The organism is Streptomyces lydicus, assembly GCF_004125265.1.
GTDB lineage: Bacteria > Actinomycetota > Actinomycetes > Streptomycetales > Streptomycetaceae > Streptomyces > Streptomyces lydicus_C.
This window is the reverse complement of the sequence record NZ_RDTE01000003.1, coordinates 3,883,482-3,907,837: the sequence shown is the minus strand read 5'-3', so window position 1 is coordinate 3,907,837 and position 24,356 is coordinate 3,883,482. Positions and strand designations below refer to the sequence as shown.

The following is a 24,356-nucleotide window of genomic DNA, read 5'->3' as shown; positions in this document are numbered from 1 at the left end:
CCGGTCCACCGATCCACCGAACCATCGATCCCGCCGATCCACCGATCCCGCCGACTCACCGATGACTTTCCACGAAGACGGAGCCCAGCCCGTGAGCAGCACCCGCGACGACCTCCCCCTCCTCCAGATCGGCGCCCCCACCGGCGGCGCCTCGGCCGGCGGCTGCGGCGACGCCTGCGGCTGCGGCGGCGACGAGGGCGGGTATGAGCTCGACCCGCTGACCTGCGGCCTCGACCCCGACCTGGCCGCACTGCTGGTGGCCGCCGGGCTCGACCCCGTACAGGTCGAGGACATCGCGCACCTCGCCGTCGAGGAGGACCTCGACCAGGGCGTGGACGTCACGACCGTGGCCACCGTCCCCGAGGACGCGGTCGCCACCGGCGACTTCACGGCCCGTGAGGCCGGTACGGTCGCCGGACTGCGGATCGCCGAGGCGGTGCTGTCCATCGTGTGCACCGACGAGTTCGCGGTCGAGCGGCACGTCGAGGACGGCGATCGGGTCGCGGCCGGCACCCCGCTGCTGAGCGTCACCACCCGCACCCGCGACCTGCTCACCGCCGAGCGCAGCGCGCTGAACATCCTGTGCCGCCTGTCGGGCATCGCGACCGCCACCCGGGCCTGGGCCGACGCGCTCGACGGGACGAAGACCAAGGTCCGCGACACCCGTAAGACGACGCCGGGGCTGCGCGCCCTGGAGAAGTTCGCGGTGCGCTGCGGCGGCGGTGTCAACCACCGGATGTCGCTGTCGGACGCGGCGCTGATCAAGGACAACCACGTGATCGCGGCGGGCGGCGTCGCCGCGGCGTTCACGGCCGTACGGGCCGAGTTCCCCGGTGTGCCGATCGAGGTGGAGGTCGACCGGATCGACCAGATCCCGCCGATCCTCGCCGAGGGCGCCGATCTGATCCTGCTGGACAACTTCACCCCGGAGCAGACCCGCGAGGCCGTGGAGCTGGTGGCCGGGCGCGCGATGCTGGAGTCGTCGGGCCGGCTGACCCTGGACAACGCCCGCGCCTACGCCGAGACCGGCGTCGACTACTTCGCGGTGGGTGCGCTCACGCACTCCTCCCCGATCCTCGACATCGGCCTCGACCTGCGCGAGGACGACGGGCAGGGCGCGAAGGACGCGGACGACGACGCGGACGACGACGCGCGTGAGGGCAGCTGACGGCCATGCTCCTGACCATCGACGTGGGCAACACCCGCCCACCCGTCGCCCCACCCGCCACCCCGGGCGAGCCCTTCGTGCATGACGTGAACCGGAGGAGGTGCGGAGCATGCTCCTGACCATCGACGTGGGCAACACCCACACCGTGCTCGGCCTCTTCGACGGTGAGGAGATCATCGAGCACTGGCGGATCTCCACCGACGCCCGGCGCACCGCCGACGAGCTCGCCGTCCTCCTCCAGGGCCTGATGGGCATGCACCCGCTGCTCGGCGACGACCTGGGCGACGGCATCGAGGGCATCTCCATCTGCTCCACGGTCCCCTCCGTGCTGCACGAGCTGCGCGAGGTGACCCGCCGCTACTACGGCGACGTCCCCGCCGTCCTGGTGGAGCCGGGCGTCAAAACGGGCGTACCGATCCTGATGGACAACCCCAAGGAGGTCGGCGCCGACCGGATCATCAACGCCCTGGCGGCCGTCGAGCTCTACGGCGGCCCGGCGGTGGTCGTCGACTTCGGCACGGCCACCACCTTCGACGCGGTCAGCGCGCGCGGCGAGTACGTCGGCGGCGTGATCGCTCCGGGCATCGAGATCTCGGTGGACGCGCTGGGCGTCAAGGGCGCCCAGCTCCGCAAGATCGAACTCGCCCGGCCGCGCAGCGTCATCGGCAAGAACACCGTGGAGGCCATGCAGTCCGGCATCCTCTACGGCTTCACGGGCCAGGTCGACGGCGTGGTGCAGCGGATGGCGCGCGAGCTGGCCGAGGACCCGGACGAGGTGACCGTGATCGCCACCGGCGGGCTGGCGCCGATGGTGCTCGGCGAGTCATCGGTGATCGACGCGCACGAGCCCTGGCTCACCCTCATCGGCCTGCGGCTGGTCTACGAGCGGAACATCGCCCGGTCGTAGCGCGCCCGGCCCGGACGGGGACGCACCGGGCGCGAAAGTGAACGCGCCCGGCCCGGATGTGGACCCGCCCGGCCCGGTCGTGGACGCGCCTCGCCCGGCCCGCGGAAGCCTTTCCGGCGCCGGGTGCGCGGTGGTGCGGCTCGCTGCCGCGCCACCGTTCACGAATTAAGCGGCTTTTGTCGAAATCGGTCGTAAAGTCGCCACATGCCAATGCCAAACGGAACCCGCGGCGGCATGGCGTTCAGCGCCGATGAGTTGCGTGTGCTCCGTCGCGCCCTCGCCCATGCCCTGCAGACGACGTCCCACCCCGCTCCGCTCGGCGCCCCCGGCACCGAGTGGTCACAGGACATCCAGGAATATCTCCGGCTGGCGGAGGCGGTCGACGAGGCGGTCCGCGAAGGCGGCCGGCTGCGTGCCTTCCTGCTCGCCGACCTCGCCCGGTATCGCGAAGCCCTGCCCGGCTCGGCCGCCGGGTACCTCGCGCAGCTGACCGAGGCGCTGGCGGCCGGCCATGTTCCCGGTCCCGACGACCTCGTCGCCCTGCGCTCGCTGCGGGCAGGGCCCGCCGGCCCGGCCGAGCGCAAACGCCGCGGCGCCCTCCTGCGGCACTGCGAGCGGCTGGCCGAACAGTCCGTGCGCACCCGGCTCCGCGCACTGCCGGGCGGCCGGTCGGCAGTGCGCGGCGGGCGGGAGCCGGAGCCCGAGCGGGAGCCCGAGCCGGAGCGCAAACCGGAGCCCGCGCCGTCGCCGCGGCCGAAGACTCCGCGGCGGGACCGGCCGATCCCCACACCGGGCGAGGTGTTCCCGCCCCGCCGCAGGCCCGCCCGGCCCCCCGAGAGCCGCACCGCCTGAGGGCTGCGTACTCTGGACTCCCCGCCCCAAAGGAGGCCGAACGCCATGGATTACGTCGCAGCGCTGCTCCCGCCCGTAGTGATGGCCGTGGCCTTCACCGCCCTGATCGTGACGATCGTCAAGAGCCAGGGCGGGGCGAACAAGGCCAAGGAGGACGCCGCCGCGGACGCCGTGCTGGCCCGCGCCGAGTCCGCCGGCCAGGAGCCCACGGCGCACGGCGCCTGAGCCGCCCGCCGCCCGTTCGGCGGCTCGCACACACCGCACGGCCCGGGAGGGTTTCTCCCGGGCCGTGCCCCCTTTTCCGGTCCAAACGCCACAAGATCAACGGGCATTCGCGACATCTCCCACTATTGTTCTTGTGTGCCGAGACGCTTGGGTGATCTGGAAGACGCGGTCATGACGCGGGTCTGGGAGTGGAACCGCCCGGTCACCGTTCGAGAAGTCCTGGAAGATCTGCAGAAGGAACGGTCGATCGCCTACACCACGGTCATGACCGTATTGGACAACCTCCACCAGAAGGGCTGGGTGCGCCGCGAAGCCGAAGGCCGCGCCTATCGATATGAGGCGGTCTCCACTCGTGCCGCCTACGCGGCCGCACTGATGAACGAAGCGTGGTCCGCCAGCGACAACCCCGCGGCCGCTCTTGTGGCCTTCTTCGGCATGATGTCCCCGGAACAGCGGCATGCCCTGCGGGATGCCGTACGGATGGTGCAAGTCGACGCACCGGCGGAAGACGCGGAACAACAGGCACCACAGCCGGAAGAGACCGCGCCCGCGGGAGAAGCCGGAGCACAAGAAGCCGGAGCGCAAGAAGCCGGAGCGCAAGGAGCCCAAGCGGCACCGGAAGGCGCCGGTGAAGCCGGACCGGCCGAAGGGGATGAACCCGGGGCGAGTGCCACCGGCAACGGGCGATAGCGTCCCGGCATGCCTCCGCATTCAAAAGGGCTCACCGTCCGCCGTGCCAGGACCGCCGATGTACCGGCCGTACGCCGCCTCATCGACTCCTACTCACGTGACGGGATCCTGCTCGACAAAGCCACCGTCACGCTTTACGAGGACATCCAGGAGTTCTGGGTGGCGGAGCGCGACGAAGACGCCGAGGTGGTCGGCTGCGGAGCGCTCCACGTCATGTGGGAAGACCTCGCGGAGGTCCGCACCCTGGCGGTGGATCCGCGGATGAAGGGATCGGGCGTCGGCCACCAAGTGCTCGACAAGCTGCTGCGCACTGCGAGCTGGCTCGGAGTACGGCGCATTTTCTGTCTCACCTTCGAAGTCGACTTCTTCACCAAGCACGGCTTCGTGGAGATCGGCGAAGCTCCGGTAGACGGTGATGTCTACAGCGAGCTGCTGCGTTCCTATGACGAGGGCGTTGCGGAGTTCCTGGGTCTCGAACGAGTGAAGCCCAACACCCTGGGTAACAGTCGGATGCTTCTGCACCTGTGATGGGTGTTCTATGTCCGAATCGCTCCCCTATCTCATGGCTACGGAAGCATGCGTTCCCCGGTCTGCGGGCAAGTGAACCGTACCCAAGGGTTTGTGTTTTTCCCGGAAAAGCGGTTTGCTTTCCGTCGTAATCCGCATTCGATGAAAGGGAAACCGGTGGCACAGAAGGTTCAGGTTCTTCTTGTCGATGACCTCAACGGTGGCGAGGCGGACGAGACGGTGACGTTCGCTCTCGACGGCAAGTCCTACGAGATCGACCTCTCCGACGGCAACGCGCAGAAGCTGCGCGACTCGCTTGCCGACTTCGTGAAGGCGGGTCGCCGTACCGGTGGCCGCGCTTCTTCGGGCCGTGGCAAGTCGCGTGCGGCGGCTTCCGGTGGCAGCCAGGACACCGCGAAGATCCGCGCCTGGGCCAAGGAGAACGGCTACAACGTCAATGACCGTGGCCGCGTCCCCGCCGACATTCGTGAGGCATTCGAGAAGGCCAACGGCTGATCGCCGTACTCGCGGTCCGATTGGGCATTACGAGCACGCCACAACCGGGCACGGTGGCACTCGGTCGCTGCCGCGCTCACGAGCCGTACGAGGTCGGGGGCGCCCCCAACGTCCCCGATTCCTGCTCCCGACCCCGTGGTGGGCAGGGAATTCTCCGCCTCGTACCCGGGCCGGGGAGGCCGCACCCACGTCGCGGCCTCCCGAGAGCCAAATCCGTATGACGGTGCCGTGCCGCCCCAGAACGCCGGTGCGGGCATCCGGTCGCCGGTGCCCCGGGTCGTGAGATCCGCTGCGAGTGTGCCCCACTCCAGCCATTCCAGGATTCCCGGAAGTTCTTCCGCACCGCCGGCCTCGATGAGCATGAGCAATTTCGGCCGATCACCCGGTTGATTCCCGCCGCATCGGGCTCGGAGGAGCGCCACCGGGCCGGTGCGTGGTAGTCGCTGCAATACGGCACCTCCCGCATCGGCCGGCATCTCCAGGACATCGAAGCGCAGCCCCGTCAGCAGCTCCACCGGCTCCGTGCCGGTGGTCGGCCAGCCCAGCTCCTCCTCGTACCGGCGGCGCACCGAGGCGCGGGGGGCGAGGGGAGTGCGGGGGCGCGGAAGCACGCGAGCCATGCCCGGTGCAACTCCCGGAGACCCCGGAAGTTACGCTGGGTGGAGATGTGGATACGCACCGTGCCCGGGCGAGGGGGCGTGAGGGGGTATCCGGTGGCGTGCGGATGTTCGCCCGTAGCGGATGGAAGGGCCCCGCGCCGCATGGAGTGTCCGTGCCTGCGGGTAAGACAGTCTCAGTGGGAAGAGACGGTGTGACCGGCGCCCGAGGCGCTTCTCCCCGGCTGACGGCCGGCGGCGGACGGCGTGTCGGTACAGGGCGCGTTCGCCACGGGCGTAGTGGCAGAGGGCGTATATGCCTGGCCTGCGGGAACATCGTCTCGCACCATCGAGTTGGAGCAGATGTCAGCTGTTCGGCAGTAAATTTCCCCGCCGGAGCGGGGGTGATCCGGACGGGTGTCGGCAGTTGGAATGAGCTGTCCCGCCCCGCGGGACTAGCATGCGGAAGGACAGGGAGGGGACCGACCCCTAACTGCCTGACCGCTCTGAGGAGCGATTAACGATGTTCGAGAGGTTCACCGACCGTGCGCGGCGGGTTGTCGTCCTGGCTCAGGAAGAAGCCCGGATGCTCAACCACAACTACATCGGCACCGAGCACATCCTCCTGGGCCTGATCCATGAGGGTGAGGGTGTCGCCGCTAAGGCCCTGGAGAGCCTCGGGATTTCGCTCGAGGCGGTCCGCCAGCAGGTGGAGGAGATCATCGGGCAGGGCCAGCAGGCCCCGTCCGGGCACATCCCCTTCACCCCCCGTGCCAAGAAGGTCCTGGAGCTCTCGCTCCGCGAGGCCCTCCAGCTCGGCCACAACTACATCGGTACGGAGCACATCCTGCTCGGCCTGATCCGCGAGGGCGAGGGCGTCGCCGCCCAGGTCCTGGTGAAGCTGGGCGCCGATCTCAACCGCGTGCGGCAGCAGGTCATCCAGCTGCTGTCCGGCTACCAGGGCAAGGAGGCCGCCACCGCCGGCGGCCCCGCCGAGGGCACTCCCTCGACCTCCCTCGTCCTGGACCAGTTCGGCCGCAACCTGACGCAGGCCGCTCGCGAGACCAAGCTCGACCCGGTCATCGGGCGCGAGAAGGAAATCGAGCGGGTCATGCAGGTCCTGTCCCGCCGTACCAAGAACAACCCGGTCCTCATCGGCGAGCCCGGCGTCGGCAAGACGGCGGTCGTCGAGGGCCTGGCGCAGGCCATCGTCAAGGGCGAGGTGCCCGAGACCCTCAAGGACAAGCACCTCTACACCCTCGACCTCGGTGCCCTGGTCGCCGGCTCCCGCTACCGCGGTGACTTCGAGGAGCGCCTCAAGAAGGTGCTCAAGGAGATCCGCACCCGCGGCGACATCATCCTGTTCATCGACGAGCTCCACACCCTCGTGGGTGCGGGCGCCGCCGAGGGCGCGATCGACGCCGCCAGCATCCTCAAGCCCATGCTGGCGCGAGGCGAGCTGCAGACCATCGGTGCCACGACGCTCGACGAGTACCGCAAGCACCTGGAGAAGGACGCGGCCCTGGAGCGCCGCTTCCAGCCGATCCAGGTCGCGGAGCCGTCGCTGCCGCACACCATCGAGATCCTCAAGGGTCTGCGGGACCGCTACGAAGCGCACCACCGCGTGTCCATCACGGACTCCGCGCTGGTCGCCGCGGCCACCCTGGCCGACCGCTACATCTCCGACCGCTTCCTGCCGGACAAGGCGATCGACCTGATCGACGAGGCCGGCTCCCGGATGCGGATCCGCCGGATGACCGCGCCGCCGGACCTGCGCGAATTCGACGAGAAGATCGCCGATGTGCGCCGGGAGAAGGAGTCCGCGATCGACTCGCAGGACTTCGAGATGGCCGCGGGCCTGCGCGACAAGGAGAAGCAGCTCCTGGCCGCGAAGGCGAAGCGGGAGAAGGAGTGGAAGGCCGGCGACATGGACGTCGTCGCCGAGGTGGACGAGGAGCTGATCGCCGAGGTCCTGGCGACGGCCACCGGCATCCCGGTCTTCAAGCTCACCGAGGAGGAGTCCTCCCGGCTGCTGCGGATGGAAGACGAGCTGCACAAGCGCGTCATCGGCCAGAAGGACGCCATCAAGGCGCTCTCCCAGGCCATCCGCCGTACCCGTGCCGGCCTGAAGGACCCCAAGCGTCCCGGTGGCTCGTTCATCTTCGCCGGCCCGTCCGGTGTCGGTAAGACGGAGCTGTCCAAGACGCTGGCGGAGTTCCTGTTCGGCGACGAGGACGCGCTGATCTCCCTCGACATGTCGGAGTTCAGCGAGAAGCACACGGTCTCGCGGCTGTTCGGTTCGCCTCCCGGCTACGTCGGCTACGAAGAGGGCGGTCAGCTCACCGAGAAGGTGCGCCGCAAGCCGTTCTCCGTGGTGCTCTTCGACGAGGTCGAGAAGGCCCACCCGGACATCTTCAACTCGCTGCTGCAGATCCTGGAGGACGGTCGCCTGACCGACTCCCAGGGCCGGGTCGTGGACTTCAAGAACACGGTCATCATCATGACGACCAACCTCGGCACCCGGGACATCTCCAAGGGCTTCAACCTCGGCTTCGCGGCCCAGGGCGACACCAAGTCCAGCTACGAGCGGATGAAGAACAAGGTCAACGAAGAGCTCAAGCAGCACTTCCGCCCCGAGTTCCTCAACCGTGTGGACGACACGGTCGTCTTCCACCAGCTGACCGAGGAAGACATCATCCAGATCGTCGACCTCATGATCGCCAAGGTGGACGAGCGGCTCAAGGACCGCGACATGGGCATCGAGCTCAGCGGCGAGGCCAAGTCGCTGCTGGCCAAGCGCGGGTACGACCCGGTGCTCGGCGCCCGTCCGCTGCGCCGCACGATCCAGCGCGAGATCGAGGACGCCCTCTCGGAGAAGATCCTCTTCAGCGAGCTGCGTCCGGGCCACATCGTGGTCGTCGACGTCGAGGGCGAGGGTGAAGCTGCCAAGTTCACCTTCCGCGGCGAGGAGAAGTCGGCCCTGCCCGACGCCCCGCCGATCGAGTCCGCGACCGGCGGTTCGGGTCCGAACCTGAGCAAGGACGCCTGACCGGCACCGCGGATATCCCGCATACGGCACTGCCCCGGAATCGTTTCTTACGGTTCCGGGGCAGTGCCGTATGTGACGCCGTATGCAGTGCGGTATGCCGCGCCGTTTGCGACACCGTATGTGGCGGAGAAATTCAGCTCCGTAATTGCTAGGTCATTTTCAGCCGTTTCTGGACAACGTCACCGGTGCCTGCGTCTTACCTCTGCACCTCTGCACGATGCGTATTCCCGCGGGAACACCCCGCACCGGTGGAATACGACGGCCGAGGCGCAGTGCGTCCAGTTCCGGAAAGGCGGAGAGCTCGTCTATGTGCGGGGGCGGGGGAAGTGGGTGAGTTCGATGTGCGGCGGGAGTTCGGGGGCGGGCTCGGGGCGCAGGTAGGAGAGGAAGACCTCGCGCAGCTCGGGCAGGCCGGTCAGCGGCGGCAGTGCGACGGTGCCGCCGGTGAGGCCGTAGAGCTGGAGTGTGCGGAGGGCGGGGAATGCCGGGAGTGCGGCACGTACGGAACGGCTCAGGTCGGCGAGCGGGCCGTGCGCGGCGTTGATGACGCTCAGCTTCGTCACCTGCGGCAGCCGGAGGCCCGCCGGGATCCGCAGGGCGGTCTCCCCGGCCGCCAGGCCGAATGAGAACTCCTCCAGGCCGGGCAGGTGCGCCAGTGTGTCCCAGGCGTCGTCGGTGAAGGCTCCGGTGAGGCTCCGCAGCTGCAGGGAGCTGAGCTGCTGCCAGTGGCGCAGCGCGGAGAACCCGGTCTCGACCGGGTGGCCGAGCATCAGCGAGGTCAGCGGGGCATCCGCCGGCAGCGCCCGCAGCCCCGACGGCGGGAGGGGGACGAAGAGGCTCAGGTGGCGTAGGTGCTTCAGGAGGTGCAGTCCGTCCGGACAGTGCATCCCGACGCGGTCCCGCTTCGTGACCGACAGCGCGGTCAACCGCATTCCGGCGAGTGGGGCGAGGCTGCCGACCCCTGGGCAGTCCACCAGCATCAGGGAGCGCAGAGCGGGGAACTCCCTGAGGAAGTCCAGGCTGTCGATCTCGTCGTTGTCGGTCAGTGTCAGGTGAGTGATCCGCTCGATGGCCAGACCGGCAAGCAACTCCTCGGCGGTGAGTCGGCCGGTCGCGCTGATCTGGGGCCGCTCGCCGGTTCGCCGCAGCGTGCGCATGTCCTCGGGGCTGCCCACGGGGAACATTGCCTCGTCCGAGAGGTGCCGGATCACGTCCTGCGCGTACCGTTCGGTGTCGAACAGGGGCCAGGCCATGGCCAGTAGGTTCTCGTGTGATGGGCTATGCCGGAAGCGTTTAAGGACCTCCAGTCCGGCGTCCGAGGCGAGCAGCGTGGCGGTGGCCACTACCTCCGCGGCTTCATCGGTCTCCAGGCCGTCATCCGGACCGGGCAGCAGCTCCAGGACGAGCGGCCCCACCTGGGCGAGCAGATTGGCCTCCTCGCGATTGCGGGGCGGCAGGATTGCCTCGGCCCGGTTGTGCACCTCGGCCCGCACCCGGGGATCGAGCTCCGTGGCGTGTTCCAGGCACGCCATGGCGAGGAGATGGACGCGCAGGCGGGCGGCGTCGTCCCCGATGCAGTCCCCGCGGGCGAGCAACCCCCGCAGGATCTCGGCCCGTTCGCGCGGTCGCGCATGGGCCACCGCCATCCGGATCACGTCCTCCCACTGGGAGTCCTCCGCCTGCGCCACCAGCAGCCCGAAATCGCCGTCCTCCACGGCGGCCTTGGCGCCGAGGTAGTCCTGGAAGGTCCGGTGGACGAAGTCGACCGAGCCGGGGGCCGGTTCGCGGAGTACGCCGCTGCGCAGCAGGAGATGGCGGAAAATGGCCGTCGCGCCGCCCTGCTCCGCGGCGGCGGGCACGGCGGGCAGGGCCTCGCCGACGATGCGCCCGGCCCGTTCGCGGTCGAGTTCGTTGCGGCCGTTGCGGATGAGCCAGTAGGCGAGCCGCTGGAGGAGCTGGATCTGCGGCTCGTCACTCAGCTCGATGCCCGTGGGGGCTGCCATGTCGCGCTCCCGGTCGCGACGGCTGAGCAGCATGCCCAGGGCGGCGTCGTAGAGCTCCTTGCGGCCGGTGGGCAGATAGCCGCGGCGGTCCCGGTGCAGGGCGCAGATCAGGCCGCACATGAGGGGGTTGGTGGCGAGCCGGGCGAGGTCCTGTTTGGTGTGGACGGCGGCGAGGAGGGACTGCTCGTAGGCGTCGAGGCGTTCGGGGTCCTCGGCGTCACAGCGGGCCGCGGCGTGCCAGCGGCCGATGAAGGCGGCGACCTCGGTGCGGCTCATGGCGGAGAGCGTGAGCTCGCCGAAGCCGTCGGCGGCGAGCCAGTCGTCGCGTACGGCGGAGGGGCGGGAGGTGACCAGCCACAGGTTGTCGGGGAAGGCGTCGGACAGATCGCGCAGCCAGCGGCGGGTCAGCTCGCGTTCCCGCTCGGGGATCTCGTCCAGGCCGTCGACCAGGAGGAGCGCCCGCCCGCCGGCCAGTACGCGGTCGGCCCAGCCGTCGGGCTGCGAGCCGGACACGGGGCAGCCGACGGCGGCGAGGAAGCGGTCGGGGGTGGGCAGGGGCGCCCCGTCGCGGGTGAGGGTGCGCAGCGGGAGGACGAAGGGAATCCGGCCGTAGAGGTGGGGGAGGGCCGTCTCGCCGGGGGGCTTGGTGCAGGAGACGGCGAGCCACTGGACCAGGGTGCTCTTGCCGGAGCCGGCCACGCCGCGCAGCAGCACCCGGTCACGCCCGGCCAGGGTCTGGTCGGCGGGGACGGGAACGGAGGCGGGTGGCCCGGACTGCGGGCCGGCCTCGTCGCCGAAGGGACCGGCGGCGGCCGGGCCGGGGGCGGCCGGGGCGGTCGCCGCCAGGCTCAGATACGCCGCGTCCAGGGGCCAGCGGTCCGGGGAGTGGGAGAGGTCGATGCCGTAGATGGTCAGCCGGCCGTGCTTGCGGGCCAGATAGGCGAGGTAGCCGCGCTCGAAGGCGGTGTCGGCGGCCTGCGGGGAGGGGTGGCGCGCGAGGACGGTGTCCATGGCGGTGATCAGGCTGTCCAGGTTCCGGCTCTGCTGGACGAGGGTGCGGGCCACGAAGGCGGACCGCTGGGTGAAGAAGTGCACGATGTGCAGGCAGGCGATGCCGAGCAGGGTGTCGTGCAGCAGCTCGGCGTCCCGGGACAGGCCGCGGACGGCACCGGGGCGGACCGCCTTCAGGCGTCCGGCGAGCCCGTCGGCTCCCAGGCGGACGGCCTGTACGTCGTCCATGTCGAGAGCGCCGAGGCCGCGCAGGGTGGCGGCCAGGGCGTCGGCCACGGCCGGCTCCTCGTCCGCCGGCAGCGGGCGCTCGCCGGGGCCGGCGGCCCGTACGGCCCGGTCCACCAGTTCGCTCGCGAGTGTGCGCAGGTCCTTGTCGGTGAGGGCGCGCTTCTCGCCGGTGAAGGTGACCAGCCGGGATATCCGTACCGGCCGGTCCACCAGGCCGGCGCCGGGCCCCTCCTTGACGAAGAGCTTCTTGACGAGCGGGGCGACCACGCCGGAGGCGAGTCGGATGCCCACTGCTGACGGGTCCATCGCGGGTCCGTCCTCCCCCGTGGCCGGTGCTGCCGTCGGGTCAGGGTAGAGCGGCCGGAGGGACGGCGGGCGCGGATCGGCCAGGTTCGCACGAAGGGGCGAGCGGTGTGGCGGCGGTCACGGAAATCGACGCTTCATTTCCCTCCAATTCGGACATTTGACGGGTGTGGGTAACCCGGGTCACCCATGCCGCGTAACTCGGGTCACAAAGGCCGGGTAACTCAGGCCGCAAAGGCCGGGTAATCCGGGTCACACATTCCGGGTAACCGGCGTCACAAAGGGCCAGGGGTGCGGTCCGCAAAGGATTGCAGGGCGAATCGGGGGCTCGGAAGAGGGTGTGAAAAGGGATTGGATCTTGGTTATCGGTGACATGGCGCACAGCCGTTTTCGGGCCTACTAAAAGAATTAGGGGAAGTGCGCGGCGGGGGTGTGGGGGTGGAGAGTCCGAGAGGTGCGGGGCGCGAGGGTCGGGTGAGGCGGGGTGTACGTCGCCCGTGCGACATATGGCGAAAATGCCTGTTCAAGGGGTGGGTAGTGAACCCATCGGGAGCTGCAGTATGTCCGAATTTGGGGTTTTCGTGCAGAACTCGGGAGGGTGCGCAAGGGCCTTGTTCACTCGGCCCCTGGTACGGGCCGGGTTAGTAGAAAGACCCCTTGGCGGGGCGGCGAAGGCGGGTTACCAAGGAATGGCGATCCCGGTCCGCAGCCGGGTAACCAATCAATTCACTGGAGGAAAACCCGCATGTCCAAGTTTGCTGCTCTCCGCAATTCGAAGAAGTTCGCCGTGCGCAATCGCGTCGCCGTTGTCGCGGCCGGTGTCGGTGTTACCGCCGCCCTGGGTGCCGGTATTGCGACCGCCGCCGACGCGAGTCTGCAGAACCTCACCTCGGGCGTCGGTTCGACCGTGACCGCGCAGGCCGATGCGCAGGCGAAGTCCGCGGCCGCCGCGAAGGCCGCCGCCGTCAAGGCCAAGCAGGACGCGGCCAAGGCGGTCGACGCCTGGGTCAAGCCGGTCGACAAGTACACGCTGGGCGAGCCCTTCGGCATCGCCGGCAGCCACTGGTCGCACAAGCACAGCGGTCAGGACTTCGTCGTGCCGACCGGTACCGCGGTCAAGGCCGTCCACAAGGGCACCGTCGTCAAGGCCGGCCCCTGGGGCGGCGGCGACGGCCCGGCCTACGGCAACGCCATCGTGATCCAGCACGACAACGGCACGTACACCCAGTACGCGCACCTGTCACAGATACAGGTCCAGGTCGGCCAGCAGGTCGGCGCCGGCCAGCAGATCGGCCTGTCCGGCAGCACGGGTAACTCCACCGGCCCCCACCTGCACTTCGAGGTCCGCACCGGCCCCAACTACGGGACGGGCATCGAGCCGACCGGATTCCTGCGGGCTCACGGCGACGCCGTCTGAGCTGAGTCCGGCCGGGCTGGCCGGCGGTTCGGCGGGTTTGCCGCCGTGACCAGTTCTGTGGCGACCTCGAGGATGGCCTTGCGCTTCTCCTCGGGGTCGCCCTCCACGTGCTGCATCGCGAACATGCCCGCATGCATCGAGAACAGCGCCGTGATGCAGCGCACCTGATCCGTCAGCTCCGCTTCGGGCTCCTTGAGGAGGTCGAAGAGGGTCAGCATGCGCGATTTGAACGTCTCGCCGATGCTCAGATCGCGCACCGCCGCCTGGTTCTCCTGCAGGAACCGGAAAAGGGGCTCGCCCGAGCGCAGCGACTCGCTGTAGCGGCGGATCAGCTCCTGCTTGGCCTCCAGGGTGCGCGGCTGCTCCTCGGCCCAGGCGATCAGCTCGTCGATGGGCCTGCCCAGGTCCTGGAACAGGCTGATGACGATGTCTTCCTTGGTCCTGAAGTGGTAGTACAGCGCCGCCTTCGTGACCTCCAGCTTTTCGGCGATCTCGCGCAGTGAGGTCTTCTCGTAGCCCTGTTCGGAGAACAGCTCCAGAGCGACGTTCTGGATGCGCTGGCGGGTGTTTCCCCTGCGCGCCTGTGTGCTCATGGTGCTCTCCTGCGTCGTCGGTACTGGTCAGAGGGCTGCCCCCTGGGGCGCCAGAGAAACTTACTTGACGCCCGGCTAGTTAGCCGCCTACCTTCCTCACTGTACTGAACTAGCCGGGCGGCAAGTAAGTAGGAGTGAGTGATGGGGAAGTCGCAACATGCGACCCCGACGGGGGACGGACGGATCGCGGACCGGTCGGGGAGACCGGACGCGGTGCCGGAGACCGGCTCGGGCAAGAAGCCCGCCGGCGTACGGATGGTGCTCTTCGCACTGATGATCGCGATGCTGCTCGCGATGCTGGACAACATGATCGTCGGCACGGCGATGCCGACCATCGTCGGTGAACTGGGCGGGATGGACCACCTGTCCTGGGTCGTCACCGCCTACACCCTCGCCACCGCGGCCTCGACGCCGATCTGGGGCAAGCTCGGCGACATGTACGGACGCAAGGGCGTCTTCCTGTCGTCCATCGTGCTCTTCCTGATCGGCTCCGCGCTGTCCGGCATGGCGCAGGACATGGGGCAGCTGATCGGCTTCCGCGCCGTGCAGGGCCTGGGCGCGGGCGGTCTGATGGTCGGCGTCATGGCGATCATCGGCGATCTGATTCCGCCGCGGGAGCGCGGCAAGTACCAGGGCATGATGGCCGGTGTCATGGCCGTCGCCATGGTCGGCGGCCCGCTGGTCGGCGGCAGCATCACCGACCACCTCGGCTGGCGCTGGAGCTTCTACATCAACCTGCCGCTCGGTGCGATCGCGCTGGTCATGGTGACCGCGGTGCTGCATCTGCCGAAGAAGCGGTCACAGACCCGGATCGACTACGTCGGCGCCGCGCTGCTCACCCTCGGCATCACCTCGCTGGTGCTGATCACCACCTGGGGCGGCACCGAGTACGACTGGCTGTCCGGCCAGATCATCGGCCTCGGCATCCTCGGTGTGGTCGCGCTCGCCCTCTTCCTGGTGGTGGAGCGCAGGGTCAACGAGCCGGTGCTGCCGCTGCACATCTTCCGTAACGGCAACTTCTCGCTGATCACGCTCATCGGCTTCCTGGTCGGCTTTGTGATGTTCGGGTCGATGACCTTCCTGCCGCTGTTCCAGCAGACCGTGCAGGGCGCCTCGGCCACCAACTCCGGTCTTCTGCTGCTGCCGCTGATGGGCGGGCTGCTGGTCGTCTCGCTGATCGCGGGCCGGGTCACCACCCAGACCGGTAAGTACAAGATCTTCGTGGTCGGCGGCAGCGGACTGCTCATCGTGGGCCTGGTCCTGCTGTCCTTGATGGGCGTCGGAACCACCCGTTTCACCTCCAGCCTCTACATGGTCGTGCTCGGCGCCGGTATGGGCTTCCTGATGCAGACCACGATGCTGATCGCGCAGAACAGCGTCGAGATGAAGGACATGGGCGTCGGCTCGTCCTCGGCCACTCTCTTCCGCACGATCGGCGGTTCCTTCGGCGTCGCGATCTTCGGTGCGATCTTCACCCACCAGGTGCAGACGACGATGGTCGAACGGATCGGCAAGGCCGCCGAGAAGATGACCAGCGGCGGCGCCCAGATGGACCCGAAGGGGCTGGCCAAGCTCCCCCCGGCGATCAAGGACGCCTACGCCCACGCGGTGGCCTCCGGCACGCACCACGTCTTCCTGTGGGGCGCGGCGATCAGCGTCGTCGGCTTCGCGGCGGCATGGTTCCTCAAGGAGGTTCCCCTGCGGGGCGGGCCGACCAAGCCGGCCGAGTCCACGGCGGTGTCGGTGGACCGGGTGCCGGTCGTCGAGCCCGTCTGACTTTCCGCTGCGCTGGGCTTGCTTCCCACGTTTTCGGCTGTCCCGCCGTGGGGGTTTCTCGCCGTTGCGCCTGGCGGCGGGCGGGGTCCGCTGCGCGGGGCTGTGGGTGCGGTGACGGGCCTCCGGGGCCTGGTGTGTACTGCTTCGCTTTACGCTCCGCCTTTGCTCTTTTTCGGAGCCTTCGGAAGCAAAGCCCCACACACCGGCCCCTCCGGCCCGTCCCCTCCCGTGGGGGAGTAAGTGAAGGTCGGTGGGGGCTGGCCATTGTCATGGCCGTGAGGGCCCTTCCCGGAAAGTTCCGGGAGGGGCCCTTTTCGTGTGATCACCAGGCGCACCGCACCGGTTACATCGACCCCCACTGGCCTTTTTCCCATCCCCCAACGGGAGGGGACGGGCCGGAGCGGGTGGGGTGCCGGACGTAAAGCGAAGCAGTCCGGCACCCCACCCGCGGAGGTCCGTCACCGCACCCCGACAGCCCCGCGCAGCGGACCCCGCCCCGCGCAGCGGACCCCGCCCCGCGCAGCGGCACCGCCCGCCGCCAGGCGCAGGCGCAGGCGCAACGCCGGGCGCACCGCGCAGCGGGGCGAAACACGACGAGCAACCCCCACGGCGGGAAAGCCGAAAACGTGGGGGTTACCGCTCCGGCAGATGCAAAACCGGAAAGCTCCCCGTATTAGTAGGCGCGTTCTCCGGCAGCCACAGCACGGCGACGGCGCCCGTCGAGCCGTCGGTGAGTTCATCCGCGTTGCGGAACGTGAGGCGGGCGCCCAGGACGCGGGCCTGGCCGGCCGCGATGGTCAGGCCCAGGCCGTGGCCGCGGCCGGCCCGGTCGCTGCTGCCGGTGCGGAAGCGGCTGGGGCCCTCGCGCAGCAGGGCCTCGGGGAAGCCCGTGCCGTGGTCGCGGACCCGCAGGACCCGGCCCTCGACGGTGACCTCGATCGGCGGCTTGCCGTGGCGGGCGGCGTTGGCGATCAGATTGCCGAGGATCCGCTCCAGCCGGCGCGGGTCGGTGGTGACCTCGGAGTCCCGTACGACCTCGACGGTGATCCCCGGGTCGAGCGCCCGCACCCGCCGGGAGACGAACTCGCCGAGCACGACGTCCTGCAGCTCGGCGCGCTCCGCATGGCCGTCGAGCCGGGCCACTTCCAGGACGTCCTCGACGAGGGTGCGCAGCGCCTGCGCCCGGTCGCGGACGAGTTCCGAGGGGCGGCCGGGCGGCAGCAGTTCGGCGGCGGTCAGCAGGCCGGTGACCGGGGTGCGCAGCTCGTGGGCGATATCGGCGGTGACCCGTCGCTCGGCCTCGATGCGCTCCTGGAGGGCGTCGGACATGGCGTCCACGGCGAAGGCCAGATCGTCGGTCTCGTCGCGGACCCGTCCGCTGCCGACCTCGTCGCGGATCCGGACCGCGGTGTCGCCGTCGGCGAGTTTGCCGGCTGCCGCGGCGGCCTTGCGCAGCCGCCTGGAGAGCCGCCCGCCGACCAGCACCCCCAGCGCACAGCCGCCGACCACCACCGCGGTCGACCCGACGACCAGGGCCTTGTCGAGGTCGTCGAGGACGGCGAAGCGGTCGGGGAAACGGTCGTGCATGGACAGCACCCGGTTGTTGCTGAGCGGTGAGGCCGCCCACACATCGGGGGCGGTCTGCCCGGTGTCCTGGAGGTAGGTGGCGCGCTTGTTCTTGGCGACCTCGTCGCGCAGCGCCTCCGGCAGCTCCGGGTCGTCGATCTTCGCGCCGAACTGCAGCCGGTTGGTGGAGAGGAAGATCTTCTGCGTGAAGTTGAGCCGCTCGATCTGCACATCCCGGCTGTTGTCGAGCATGGAGTGGCGGGCGGCGTTGTGCACGACAAGGCTGAGCGCGACCGCGACCAGTGCTCCGACGAGCGCGATCGCGGCGCTGAGCTTCCATCTCAGCCCCGTCCGCAGGGCCAGTCTGACCACCGGCGGTGTCAGCCTCTCAGCTTGTATCCGAAGCCGCGGACCGTCTCGATCCGGTCCTGACCGATCTTGCCGCGCAACCGCTGGACATGGACGTCCACGACCCGGGTGTCACCACCCCAGCCGTAGTCCCAGACCCGCTCCAGCAGCCGGTCGCGGGAGAGGACCGTGCCGGGTGCGTTGGAGAACTCCAGCAGCAGCCGCATCTCGGTCGGCGTCAGAGCGACGTTCTCGCCGCCCTTGCGGACCTCCATGCCCTCGGTGTCGACCTCCAGGTCGCCGAAGCGCAGCACCGGCTCGGCGATGTCGGCCTGGTCCGCCGACGAGCCGCCGGCCCGGTCCGGGCCGCTGGCGTGGCCGAAGCGGCGCAGTACGGCGCGGATCCGGGCGACCAGCACCGCACCGTCGAACGGCTTGGTGACGTAGTCGTCCGCACCGGCCTCCAGGCCGAGCACCACATCGATCGAGTCGGCACGAGCCGACAGCATGATCACGGGGACCGTCGACTCATCGCGGATCCGCCGGCACAGGCTGACGCCGTCGAGGCCCGGCACCATCACGTCGAGCAGGGCGATATCGGGGCGGTCGGCGCGGAACGCCTCCAGGCCCGCCAGCCCGTCGGGCATCGCGGTGACCACGAATCCGTCCCGTTCCAGGGCGAGCTGGGTGGCCTCGCGGATCACGTCGTCGTCCTCGACGAAGAGCACATGGGTCTCGGCCATGCGGTTGTCTCAACCCTCCGTTCCCGTGCCGTCGTCCGGCGTGGCGCCGTCGGCGGTGGTCTTGCTGTAGTCGGTGTGATACGGACGGCCGCGCTCACTGAAGCGCCCGTTCCTCCAGTGGTAGGTCATCACATCCTCACCGGAGGGGCAGCACACCTTGTCACCCGCGGCGTAGGTCTGCTTGGAGATTTCCAGATCGCCCTTGTTCACCCCGGCGTAGACCGACGGCTGTTCGTTGGTGTACACGGTGTCATACCCGTCCGGCGCGCCGTCGCGCTTGTGGAAAACATACGCGCCCATGCCGACGGAGTCCGCGCAGGTCATGACATTGACGATGACATCGGGGGAGGTGCCGCCGGTGAGCGTCGCATAGGTCACCTCGACCGGGTACTCGTCCCCGGCGCACGGCTTGGCCAGCGACTTCTTCACGTCCGAGCCGACCTTCGGGGCGTCCTTGAGCAGCTTGACCGCGTCGACCTTCTTGTAGCGGGCGGTCGGGGACGGGCTGGGTGTGAGGTGCACGGCGCCCTTGGGCGCGGGGGTGGTGCCGGCCGATCCCTCGCTGCGTACGCCTTCGCCCCCCGGATTGCATCCGGCCAGCAAAAGGCCGACGGCGGCCACTCCCGCCGTGGCCGCGCCGCCTTTGGTCAACCCGACCCTGGTCAACCTGTTCCTGGTCAATCCGCTCCCGCTCACCGTGCTGCTCGCACAGCTGCCGATGCCGCTGCTGTTCCTGGGGTGATTGTCGCGCGTCGGGCGGCGAGCCGTAAGGCGGCCGGCACTGTGTCCGTATTCATCGGTAAAGCCATGCTTTGTCTTGTGTGCGGAGTGACATCGGGCCCCCTGCTCGGGGTTCCGTGGAGTGCCGTGTGCCGCCGTTCAGGCCGCGCACCGCTCCCGCCCCCGCTCGCCACGCTCCAGCATCCGCGCGTCGATGTCACGCATCTGCAGCTCCTGACGCAGCCGGGCCAGCGCGCGGTGCAGCGTGCTCTTGACCGTTCCCGTGGACATGCCGAGCGCCGCCGCGGTCTCCTCCGTGCTCATCTGCTCCCAGTGCCGCAGCACGACGACGCTGCGCTGCTTGGGGGCCAGCACCCCGAGGATGTCCATCAGCAGGGCACGGTCGGCGCGCTGCTCGGTGCCGTCGTCCACGCTCGCGTCCGGCAGCTGCTCGGTGGGCACCTCTTCGAGCTTGCGGGCCCGCCACCACTCGGTCCGCGTGTTGATCATGACGCGGCGGAGGTAGGCGTCGGCCAGCGACTTGTCCGCGATACCGTCCCAGCGGCCGTAGGTGCGCACCAGCGCGGTCTGCAGCAGGTCCTGTGCGTCGACCGGGTCGGGCACCAGGCGCCGGGCGCTCCGCAGCAGGGCCTCCTGCCGCGTACGAACGTACTCTTCGAAGTCCAGTACCTTGCCGCCGCTGGTCGCCATTCCGACGCCTCCGATCCGCTTGCGTTTCCCCACGTTGACCGTGCTGGCGGTCATCTCCAGCACGAGGAAGACGCTACGGAGGGGGTGTTGCGGCGTAATGTGCGTGGGCCCCACAAGGAATGCACGGAAAACCCTCGGTTGTGTAACAGCCCGCCAGGGGTCATACCTCGGACGGACGGCGGCCCGCCGCACGTCATACTCCGGAGGGAGAGGCACCCCCGCCGGAAGGCCTACCGGCCGTAACACGGTGGCAATCGAGAAGGCCGCGGGTCTCCTTCCGGCCGTATCCGGGGCACTTTCCGGTCATCCGGCCCGAAAGGTGACACGGGGTCAGGCGGCACCACCGGGGACGCGGAAGGGCGCGGCCGCCGAAGTGACCGCGCCCTTCCTCTCTCTTACAGGTTCTCCCGTACGGATGACGGCAGCGCTACGTGAGCGGCAACCGATAGCGGCCACCGCCCAGCGGCTCCACCAGACCGTCCGAGACCAGGCCGTCCAGTGCCCTGGCCCGCTGCACCGGCTCGTCCCACACCGCGTCCAGCGCCTGCTGCGGCACCGGCGTGACCGCCTCGCGCAGGACGGCGAGCAGCTTGCCGCGCACCTGGCGGTCGGTACCGGCGTACGTCTGGGTGCGACGGGCCGGGCCGTCGTGCGCCGGGGAGCCGGCCAGGCGCCAGGTGCACTGCGCGGCGATCGGGCAGCGCCCGCACTCCGGAGCGCGCGCCGTGCACAGCAGCGCCCCCAGCTCCATCGTGGCCGCCGCCCAGCGTGCCGCCAGGTTCTCGTCCTCGGGCAGCAGCTGGCGGGCGAGTTTGCGCTCCGCCGCGGTGGTGGCGTTCGGCGGGAACTGGCGGCCGGCCACCGCGCGGGCGAACACCCGGCGCACATTGGTGTCCAGTACGGCGTGCCGCTGCCCGTACGCGAACGAGGCGACCGCGGCGGCGGTGTACTCGCCGACGCCGGGCAACGCGAGCAACTGGCTGTGCTCGCGCGGTACGTCGCCGCCGTGCCGCTCCTGTATGGCGGAGGCGGCGGCGTGCAGCCGCAGGGCGCGGCGCGGATAACCGAGCCGGCCCCAGGCCCGGACCGCCTCGCCCGGCGCCTCGGCGGCCAGGTCGGCGGGGCGCGGCCAGCGGGCCAGCCACTGCTCGTAGACCGGCAGCACTCTGCTGACCGGGGTCTGCTGCAGCATGAACTCGCTCACCATCACACCCCAGGCGCCCGCCTCGGGGCGGCGCCAGGGCAGATCGCGGGCGTGCTCGTCGAACCAGTCGGTGACCGGGCCGTGCAGCGCGGTCCCGTCGGCGGCTCCCGCGGCCGCGTCGGCGGCGGAAGCGTTCTCGGTGGCGGCGGTCGTGGCAGTGGTGGTGACAGGCGTCGAAGTCATGGCACTGCCGATCCTGGCACGTCCGGCGTCGCCCGGGAAACGCACCGGGCCCGCCCCGCCGCGCGCCCACCCGCACGCAGGACGGCCGGGGGCGCACAGGTGGCGGTTACCGACGGTATGAGACGGCCCGGCGGCGACCGGAGCGGGCCCGGAGCGGGGCCCGGCGCGCGCCGGACGGCCGGTGCGGGCGAGGATGCGGGCATGGCGGAGACGAGCGGTGCACAGGACAGCGGCGGTACGGGCGGGTCGCCCTGCCCGGAGACGATCCGGCGGGCGCTCGCCGCGCACACCACGATGACGCTGGCGTACGCGGACGAGGACGGGCCGGGCGCCTGCGCGGTGCTCTACGCGACGGACCCGGAGCGCGGCGGGGAGACGGGCGGGGCGGGCGGCGCCGGGCCCGCGCTGTATTTCGTCACCGCGACCACGACGCGGCACGGCCGGGCGCTGGCGGCGCCCGGCGCCCGTGCCGCTTTCACGGCGCAGCGGGACGGCCAGGAGTGGAGCGGACTGACGGGGCTTCAGGGCCGGGGCGACTGCCGCCCTCTGGCCGGCGCCGAGCGGGCCGCGGGCTGGCGGGCCTACCTGGCCCGCTTCCCCTTCGTCGCCGAGAGCGAGCGGCTGCGCGACGCCCTTGAGCGGACCACCCTGTGGGAGCTGCGTCCCGACTGGCTGCGGCTGATCGACAACGGGCAGGGCTTCGGGCACAAGGAGGAGTGGCGGCCGGACTTCTGAGGCCGGGGTGCGGTGCCGGCCCTTCCTGTGCCGCCTCCGTTCCCGTCCTCCGTTCCCGTCGTTCCGCGCTGCCTCCACTCCGCCGCCCCGGAGGCGTTTCCGGCCTGATCCGGGCCGATCGCGCCGGATCGAGCCCTCTCCGGGCTGATCCGAGCCCCTTCCGGGCCGATCATGCGAAAAGTTGCAGTGGGAAGCGGCGGGTACTGGCCTGTGCGGCGGCCGATCTCTCGTAGAGTTTCCGCGTGGGATCACTGCGCAATCCGATCGGGCCGCTTCCGTCCTCCATCTACTGGCGGCGGAGGGCCGTTGCGCTGGCCATCGTCGTACTGCTCGCCGTGCTTGTCGTGTGGGCCGTCAACTGGGGCGGAATCGGCGGCAAAAGCGGCGACGAGGGCAAGGGGCCCCACGGAAACGGGCCCGCGACGTCCATTACGCCGGGGCCTTCCCCCAGCGGACCGGTGGACGGCCAAAAGCCGGGCGGGCGCGATGAGTCGGGCAGCGGCGGGGGTTCGGGACCGGGCTCCGGCGGTGGCTCGGGCTCCGCGGGTGGCGACGGTGACGCGTCCAACGGTGACTCCGGTGCCGGCAGCGGCGGTTCGGGTTCCGTACCCAATGGGCCGATCGGTCAGGGCTCCGGCAAGAACGCCGTCGAGGCCGGCTCGTCGCTCCCCAACTGTGTATCGGACAAGGCCGAGTTGGTGCTGCGCAGCGACAAGAAGTCCTATGGCCCTGACGCCAGGCCGAAGTTCGAGCTGACGGTCAAGAACGCGGCCGGTGACGCCTGCAAGGTGGATCTCGGGCAGAAGGCCGCGGTGGTCACCATCACCGACACCGCGGGCGACGACCGGGTGTGGGCCTCGAACGACTGCCCGTCGGGCACCCGGCCCGCGCTGCTGAAGGTTCCGGCCGGCGGATCGGTGAAGCGCACCATCGTGTGGGACCGCCGGGCCAGCGGTCCGCAGTGCGCAACGCTGAGCCCGGCCACGGTGCCGGCCGGCAAGTACCTGATCGAGGCCAAGGTGCCGGGGCTGGAAGCGGTCCATACATCCTTCGTGCTGGCCGAGGACTGAGGGCCGAGGACCGAGGACTGAGGACCGAGGCCGGGGCCTGAGGCAGGGGGCCGGGCCGGCGGCTGAGTCCAAGGAGGCCGGCCCCGCGCAGTGCGCTCGTGGCGATTTCGCCGGGAGCGAGCTTCGGTGCGGCGGGCGGTGCCGTCCGGGATAGTCGCCGCCATGAGGCTACTGATGCTGGGCGGGACGGAGTTCGTGGGGCGGGCGGTCGCCGAGGCGGCGCTGGCGCGTGGCTGGGAGGTCACGGTGTTCCACCGGGGGAATCACGCGCCGCCCGAGGGCGTGACGGCGCTGCACGGTGACCGTGCGGACGCGGCAGGGCTCGCGGCCCTGGAGAAGGGCGAGTGGGACGCCGTCGTCGACACCTGGAGCGGTGCGCCGTCAGCGGTACGGGACAGTGCGCGGCTGCTGGCCGGGCGGGTGGGGGCATACGCCTATATCTCCAGCAGATCGGTGTACGCCTTCCCGCCCACGGCCCGGCGCGATGAGGGGGCGCCGCTGGTGACGGGCTCCGCCGGTGCCACCGATGCCGCGGATTACGCACAGGCCAAGCGGGGCGGTGAGCTGGCCGCGGTCGAGGCGTTCGGGGAGCGGGCGCTGCTGGTGCGTGCGGGACTGATTCTCGGGCCGTACGAGAACGTGGGGCGGCTGCCGTGGTGGCTGGGGCGGATGGCCCGCGGCGGAACGGTCCTGGCACCGGGGCCGCGGGGGATGGCGCTGCAGTACATCGACGTCCGTGACCTGGCCGAGTGGACGGCCGACGCGCTGCAGGCGGGGCTCGGCGGGCCGTACACCCTGGTGAGCGAGCCCGGGCACGCCACCATGGGCGAGCTGCTGGAGAGTTGCGCGAAGGTCACCGGCTCGGACGCGGAGCTGCGCTGGACCGCTCCGGAGGACGTGCTCGCCGCCGGTATCGAGCCGTGGACCGAGCTCCCGTGCTGGCTGGCCCCGGGTGAGCTGAGGGACGCGATCTTCGGCGTCGATGTGTCCAAGGCCCTGGCGTCCGGGCTGCGTTGCCGTCCCGTCGCGGAAACCGTCGCCGATACCTGGGCCTGGCTGCGGGCCATCGGCGGGGTGGCGCCCCAGCGCCCGGACCGGCCCGTACTCGGCCTGGACCCGGCGAAGGAGGCGGTGGCGCTGCGGCGGGCCGGCTGATCCCTTGCCGGTGAAGGGGGGCGGAGAAGGCCGGCAGGCAGGCCGGCCCCTGGCACGGGACAGCCCTGAGCCGTACCGCC

The 24,356-nt window shown here is 70.3% G+C and carries 21 protein-coding genes; 13 read left to right on the top strand and 8 right to left on the bottom strand.

Going from position 1 to position 24,356, the window contains the following annotated elements; genetic code table 11:
* Positions 1–61 precede the first annotated feature (61 nt).
* From nadC to D9V36_RS19515, 7 genes are all read left to right on the top strand, one after another.
* Positions 62–1,168, top strand: a complete 1,107-nt coding sequence (gene nadC, locus D9V36_RS19545) for a carboxylating nicotinate-nucleotide diphosphorylase (protein ID WP_129294914.1) — start codon at positions 62–64, stop codon at positions 1,166–1,168.
* Between the two features lie 109 nt (positions 1,169–1,277).
* Positions 1,278–2,075 carry a type III pantothenate kinase gene (locus D9V36_RS19540; RefSeq protein ID WP_129294913.1) on the top strand — a complete coding sequence of 266 codons (798 nt, stop codon included), beginning with the start codon at positions 1,278–1,280 and terminating at the stop codon, positions 2,073–2,075.
* Between the two features lie 234 nt (positions 2,076–2,309).
* Positions 2,310–2,927 (top strand): hypothetical protein, encoded by a 618-nt coding sequence (locus D9V36_RS19535; protein WP_129298540.1) that lies wholly within the window; start codon positions 2,310–2,312, stop codon positions 2,925–2,927.
* A gap of 45 nt (positions 2,928–2,972) precedes the next feature.
* A complete protein-coding gene (locus D9V36_RS19530; RefSeq protein WP_129294912.1) occupies positions 2,973–3,152 on the top strand; it encodes a hypothetical protein in 180 nt (59 codons plus the stop codon).
* Between the two features lie 171 nt (positions 3,153–3,323).
* Positions 3,324–3,842, top strand: coding sequence for a BlaI/MecI/CopY family transcriptional regulator (locus tag D9V36_RS19525; RefSeq protein ID WP_241721329.1), 519 nt, complete (start codon positions 3,324–3,326; stop codon positions 3,840–3,842).
* 9 nt (positions 3,843–3,851) lie between these two features.
* Positions 3,852–4,370: an amino-acid N-acetyltransferase gene (locus D9V36_RS19520; protein WP_129294910.1), complete on the top strand. Its 519-nt coding sequence runs from the start codon at positions 3,852–3,854 to the stop codon at positions 4,368–4,370.
* Positions 4,371–4,526: 156 nt separating this feature from the next.
* Complete coding sequence (locus D9V36_RS19515) at positions 4,527–4,865, top strand: histone-like nucleoid-structuring protein Lsr2 (RefSeq protein WP_129298539.1); 339 nt, start codon at positions 4,527–4,529, stop codon at positions 4,863–4,865.
* On the opposite strand, the gene D9V36_RS42080 is transcribed toward D9V36_RS19515, so the two are convergent.
* Positions 4,796–5,485: an SCO3374 family protein gene (locus tag D9V36_RS42080; RefSeq protein ID WP_129294909.1), complete on the bottom strand. Its 690-nt coding sequence runs from the start codon at positions 5,483–5,485 to the stop codon at positions 4,796–4,798. The genes D9V36_RS19515 and D9V36_RS42080 overlap by 70 nt on opposite strands.
* 499 nt (positions 5,486–5,984) lie before the next feature.
* On the opposite strand from D9V36_RS42080, the gene D9V36_RS19500 reads away from it, so the two are divergent.
* Complete coding sequence (locus D9V36_RS19500) at positions 5,985–8,510, top strand: ATP-dependent Clp protease ATP-binding subunit (RefSeq protein WP_129294908.1); 2,526 nt, start codon at positions 5,985–5,987, stop codon at positions 8,508–8,510.
* A 305-nt stretch (positions 8,511–8,815) separates the two neighbouring features.
* Here the strand turns inward: D9V36_RS19500 and D9V36_RS19495 are convergent, their stop codons facing one another.
* The gene (locus D9V36_RS19495) at positions 8,816–12,058 is read right to left on the bottom strand and encodes an NACHT domain-containing protein (protein ID WP_129294907.1); all 3,243 of its coding nucleotides are present in this window, start codon (positions 12,056–12,058) and stop codon (positions 8,816–8,818) included.
* 742 nt (positions 12,059–12,800) lie between these two features.
* Between D9V36_RS19495 and D9V36_RS19490 the strand changes: the two genes are divergently transcribed.
* Complete coding sequence (locus D9V36_RS19490; protein ID WP_129294906.1) at positions 12,801–13,472, top strand: M23 family metallopeptidase; 672 nt, start codon at positions 12,801–12,803, stop codon at positions 13,470–13,472.
* Here D9V36_RS19490 and D9V36_RS19485 read toward each other — a convergent pair.
* Positions 13,454–14,065, bottom strand: a complete 612-nt coding sequence (locus D9V36_RS19485) for a TetR/AcrR family transcriptional regulator (RefSeq protein ID WP_129294905.1) — start codon at positions 14,063–14,065, stop codon at positions 13,454–13,456. The two genes, D9V36_RS19490 and D9V36_RS19485, sit on opposite strands and share 19 nt — an antisense overlap.
* Before the next feature lie 141 nt (positions 14,066–14,206).
* Between D9V36_RS19485 and D9V36_RS19480 the strand changes: the two genes are divergently transcribed.
* Positions 14,207–15,841 carry an MDR family MFS transporter gene (locus D9V36_RS19480; RefSeq protein ID WP_431357685.1) on the top strand — a complete coding sequence of 545 codons (1,635 nt, stop codon included), beginning with the start codon at positions 14,207–14,209 and terminating at the stop codon, positions 15,839–15,841.
* Positions 15,842–16,474: 633 nt separating this feature from the next.
* On the opposite strand, the gene cseC is transcribed toward D9V36_RS19480, so the two are convergent.
* The 5 genes from cseC to D9V36_RS19455 form a co-directional block, all read right to left on the bottom strand.
* On the bottom strand, positions 16,475–17,779 hold the full coding sequence (cseC, locus tag D9V36_RS19475; protein ID WP_129294904.1) for a two-component system sensor histidine kinase CseC: 1,305 nt from the start codon (positions 17,777–17,779) through the stop codon (positions 16,475–16,477).
* Between the two features lie 8 nt (positions 17,780–17,787).
* A complete protein-coding gene (cseB, locus tag D9V36_RS19470; RefSeq protein ID WP_129294903.1) occupies positions 17,788–18,498 on the bottom strand; it encodes a two-component system response regulator CseB in 711 nt (236 codons plus the stop codon).
* A gap of 9 nt (positions 18,499–18,507) precedes the next feature.
* Complete coding sequence (locus tag D9V36_RS19465) at positions 18,508–19,020, bottom strand: hypothetical protein (RefSeq protein ID WP_347239721.1); 513 nt, start codon at positions 19,018–19,020, stop codon at positions 18,508–18,510.
* Between the two features lie 357 nt (positions 19,021–19,377).
* On the bottom strand, positions 19,378–19,983 hold the full coding sequence (locus D9V36_RS19460; protein WP_371127190.1) for a SigE family RNA polymerase sigma factor: 606 nt from the start codon (positions 19,981–19,983) through the stop codon (positions 19,378–19,380).
* Positions 19,984–20,356: 373 nt separating this feature from the next.
* Positions 20,357–21,316 (bottom strand): A/G-specific adenine glycosylase, encoded by a 960-nt coding sequence (locus tag D9V36_RS19455; protein ID WP_088799217.1) that lies wholly within the window; start codon positions 21,314–21,316, stop codon positions 20,357–20,359.
* 201 nt (positions 21,317–21,517) lie between these two features.
* On the opposite strand from D9V36_RS19455, the gene D9V36_RS19450 reads away from it, so the two are divergent.
* The 3 genes from D9V36_RS19450 to D9V36_RS19440 all read left to right on the top strand — a co-directional run bounded on the left by D9V36_RS19450 (position 21,518) and on the right by D9V36_RS19440 (position 24,276).
* Positions 21,518–22,051 carry a pyridoxamine 5'-phosphate oxidase family protein gene (locus D9V36_RS19450; protein ID WP_129294901.1) on the top strand — a complete coding sequence of 178 codons (534 nt, stop codon included), beginning with the start codon at positions 21,518–21,520 and terminating at the stop codon, positions 22,049–22,051.
* Between the two features lie 242 nt (positions 22,052–22,293).
* Positions 22,294–23,121, top strand: a complete 828-nt coding sequence (locus D9V36_RS19445; protein WP_129294900.1) for a hypothetical protein — start codon at positions 22,294–22,296, stop codon at positions 23,119–23,121.
* A 162-nt stretch (positions 23,122–23,283) separates the two neighbouring features.
* Positions 23,284–24,276, top strand: coding sequence for an NAD-dependent epimerase/dehydratase family protein (locus D9V36_RS19440; protein ID WP_129294899.1), 993 nt, complete (start codon positions 23,284–23,286; stop codon positions 24,274–24,276).
* Positions 24,277–24,356 lie beyond the last annotated feature (80 nt).

Coding starts and splice junctions, on each gene's coding strand:
- nadC (WP_129294914.1), top strand. CDS start 62: ATGACTTTCCACGAAGACGGAGCCCAGCCCGTGAGCAGCACCCGCGAC.
- D9V36_RS19540 (WP_129294913.1), top strand. CDS start 1,278: ATGCTCCTGACCATCGACGTGGGCAACACCCACACCGTGCTCGGCCTC.
- D9V36_RS19535 (WP_129298540.1), top strand. CDS start 2,310: ATGGCGTTCAGCGCCGATGAGTTGCGTGTGCTCCGTCGCGCCCTCGCC.
- D9V36_RS19530 (WP_129294912.1), top strand. CDS start 2,973: ATGGATTACGTCGCAGCGCTGCTCCCGCCCGTAGTGATGGCCGTGGCC.
- D9V36_RS19525 (WP_241721329.1), top strand. CDS start 3,324: ATGACGCGGGTCTGGGAGTGGAACCGCCCGGTCACCGTTCGAGAAGTC.
- D9V36_RS19520 (WP_129294910.1), top strand. CDS start 3,852: ATGCCTCCGCATTCAAAAGGGCTCACCGTCCGCCGTGCCAGGACCGCC.
- D9V36_RS42080 (WP_129294909.1), bottom strand. CDS start 5,485: ATGGCTCGCGTGCTTCCGCGCCCCCGCACTCCCCTCGCCCCCCGCGCC.
- D9V36_RS19500 (WP_129294908.1), top strand. CDS start 5,985: ATGTTCGAGAGGTTCACCGACCGTGCGCGGCGGGTTGTCGTCCTGGCT.
- D9V36_RS19495 (WP_129294907.1), bottom strand. CDS start 12,058: ATGGACCCGTCAGCAGTGGGCATCCGACTCGCCTCCGGCGTGGTCGCC.
- D9V36_RS19490 (WP_129294906.1), top strand. CDS start 12,801: ATGTCCAAGTTTGCTGCTCTCCGCAATTCGAAGAAGTTCGCCGTGCGC.
- D9V36_RS19485 (WP_129294905.1), bottom strand. CDS start 14,065: ATGAGCACACAGGCGCGCAGGGGAAACACCCGCCAGCGCATCCAGAAC.
- D9V36_RS19480 (WP_431357685.1), top strand. CDS start 14,207: ATGGGGAAGTCGCAACATGCGACCCCGACGGGGGACGGACGGATCGCG.
- cseB (WP_129294903.1), bottom strand. CDS start 18,498: ATGGCCGAGACCCATGTGCTCTTCGTCGAGGACGACGACGTGATCCGC.
- D9V36_RS19460 (WP_371127190.1), bottom strand. CDS start 19,983: ATGACCGCCAGCACGGTCAACGTGGGGAAACGCAAGCGGATCGGAGGC.
- D9V36_RS19455 (WP_088799217.1), bottom strand. CDS start 21,316: ATGACTTCGACGCCTGTCACCACCACTGCCACGACCGCCGCCACCGAG.
- D9V36_RS19450 (WP_129294901.1), top strand. CDS start 21,518: ATGGCGGAGACGAGCGGTGCACAGGACAGCGGCGGTACGGGCGGGTCG.
- D9V36_RS19440 (WP_129294899.1), top strand. CDS start 23,284: ATGAGGCTACTGATGCTGGGCGGGACGGAGTTCGTGGGGCGGGCGGTC.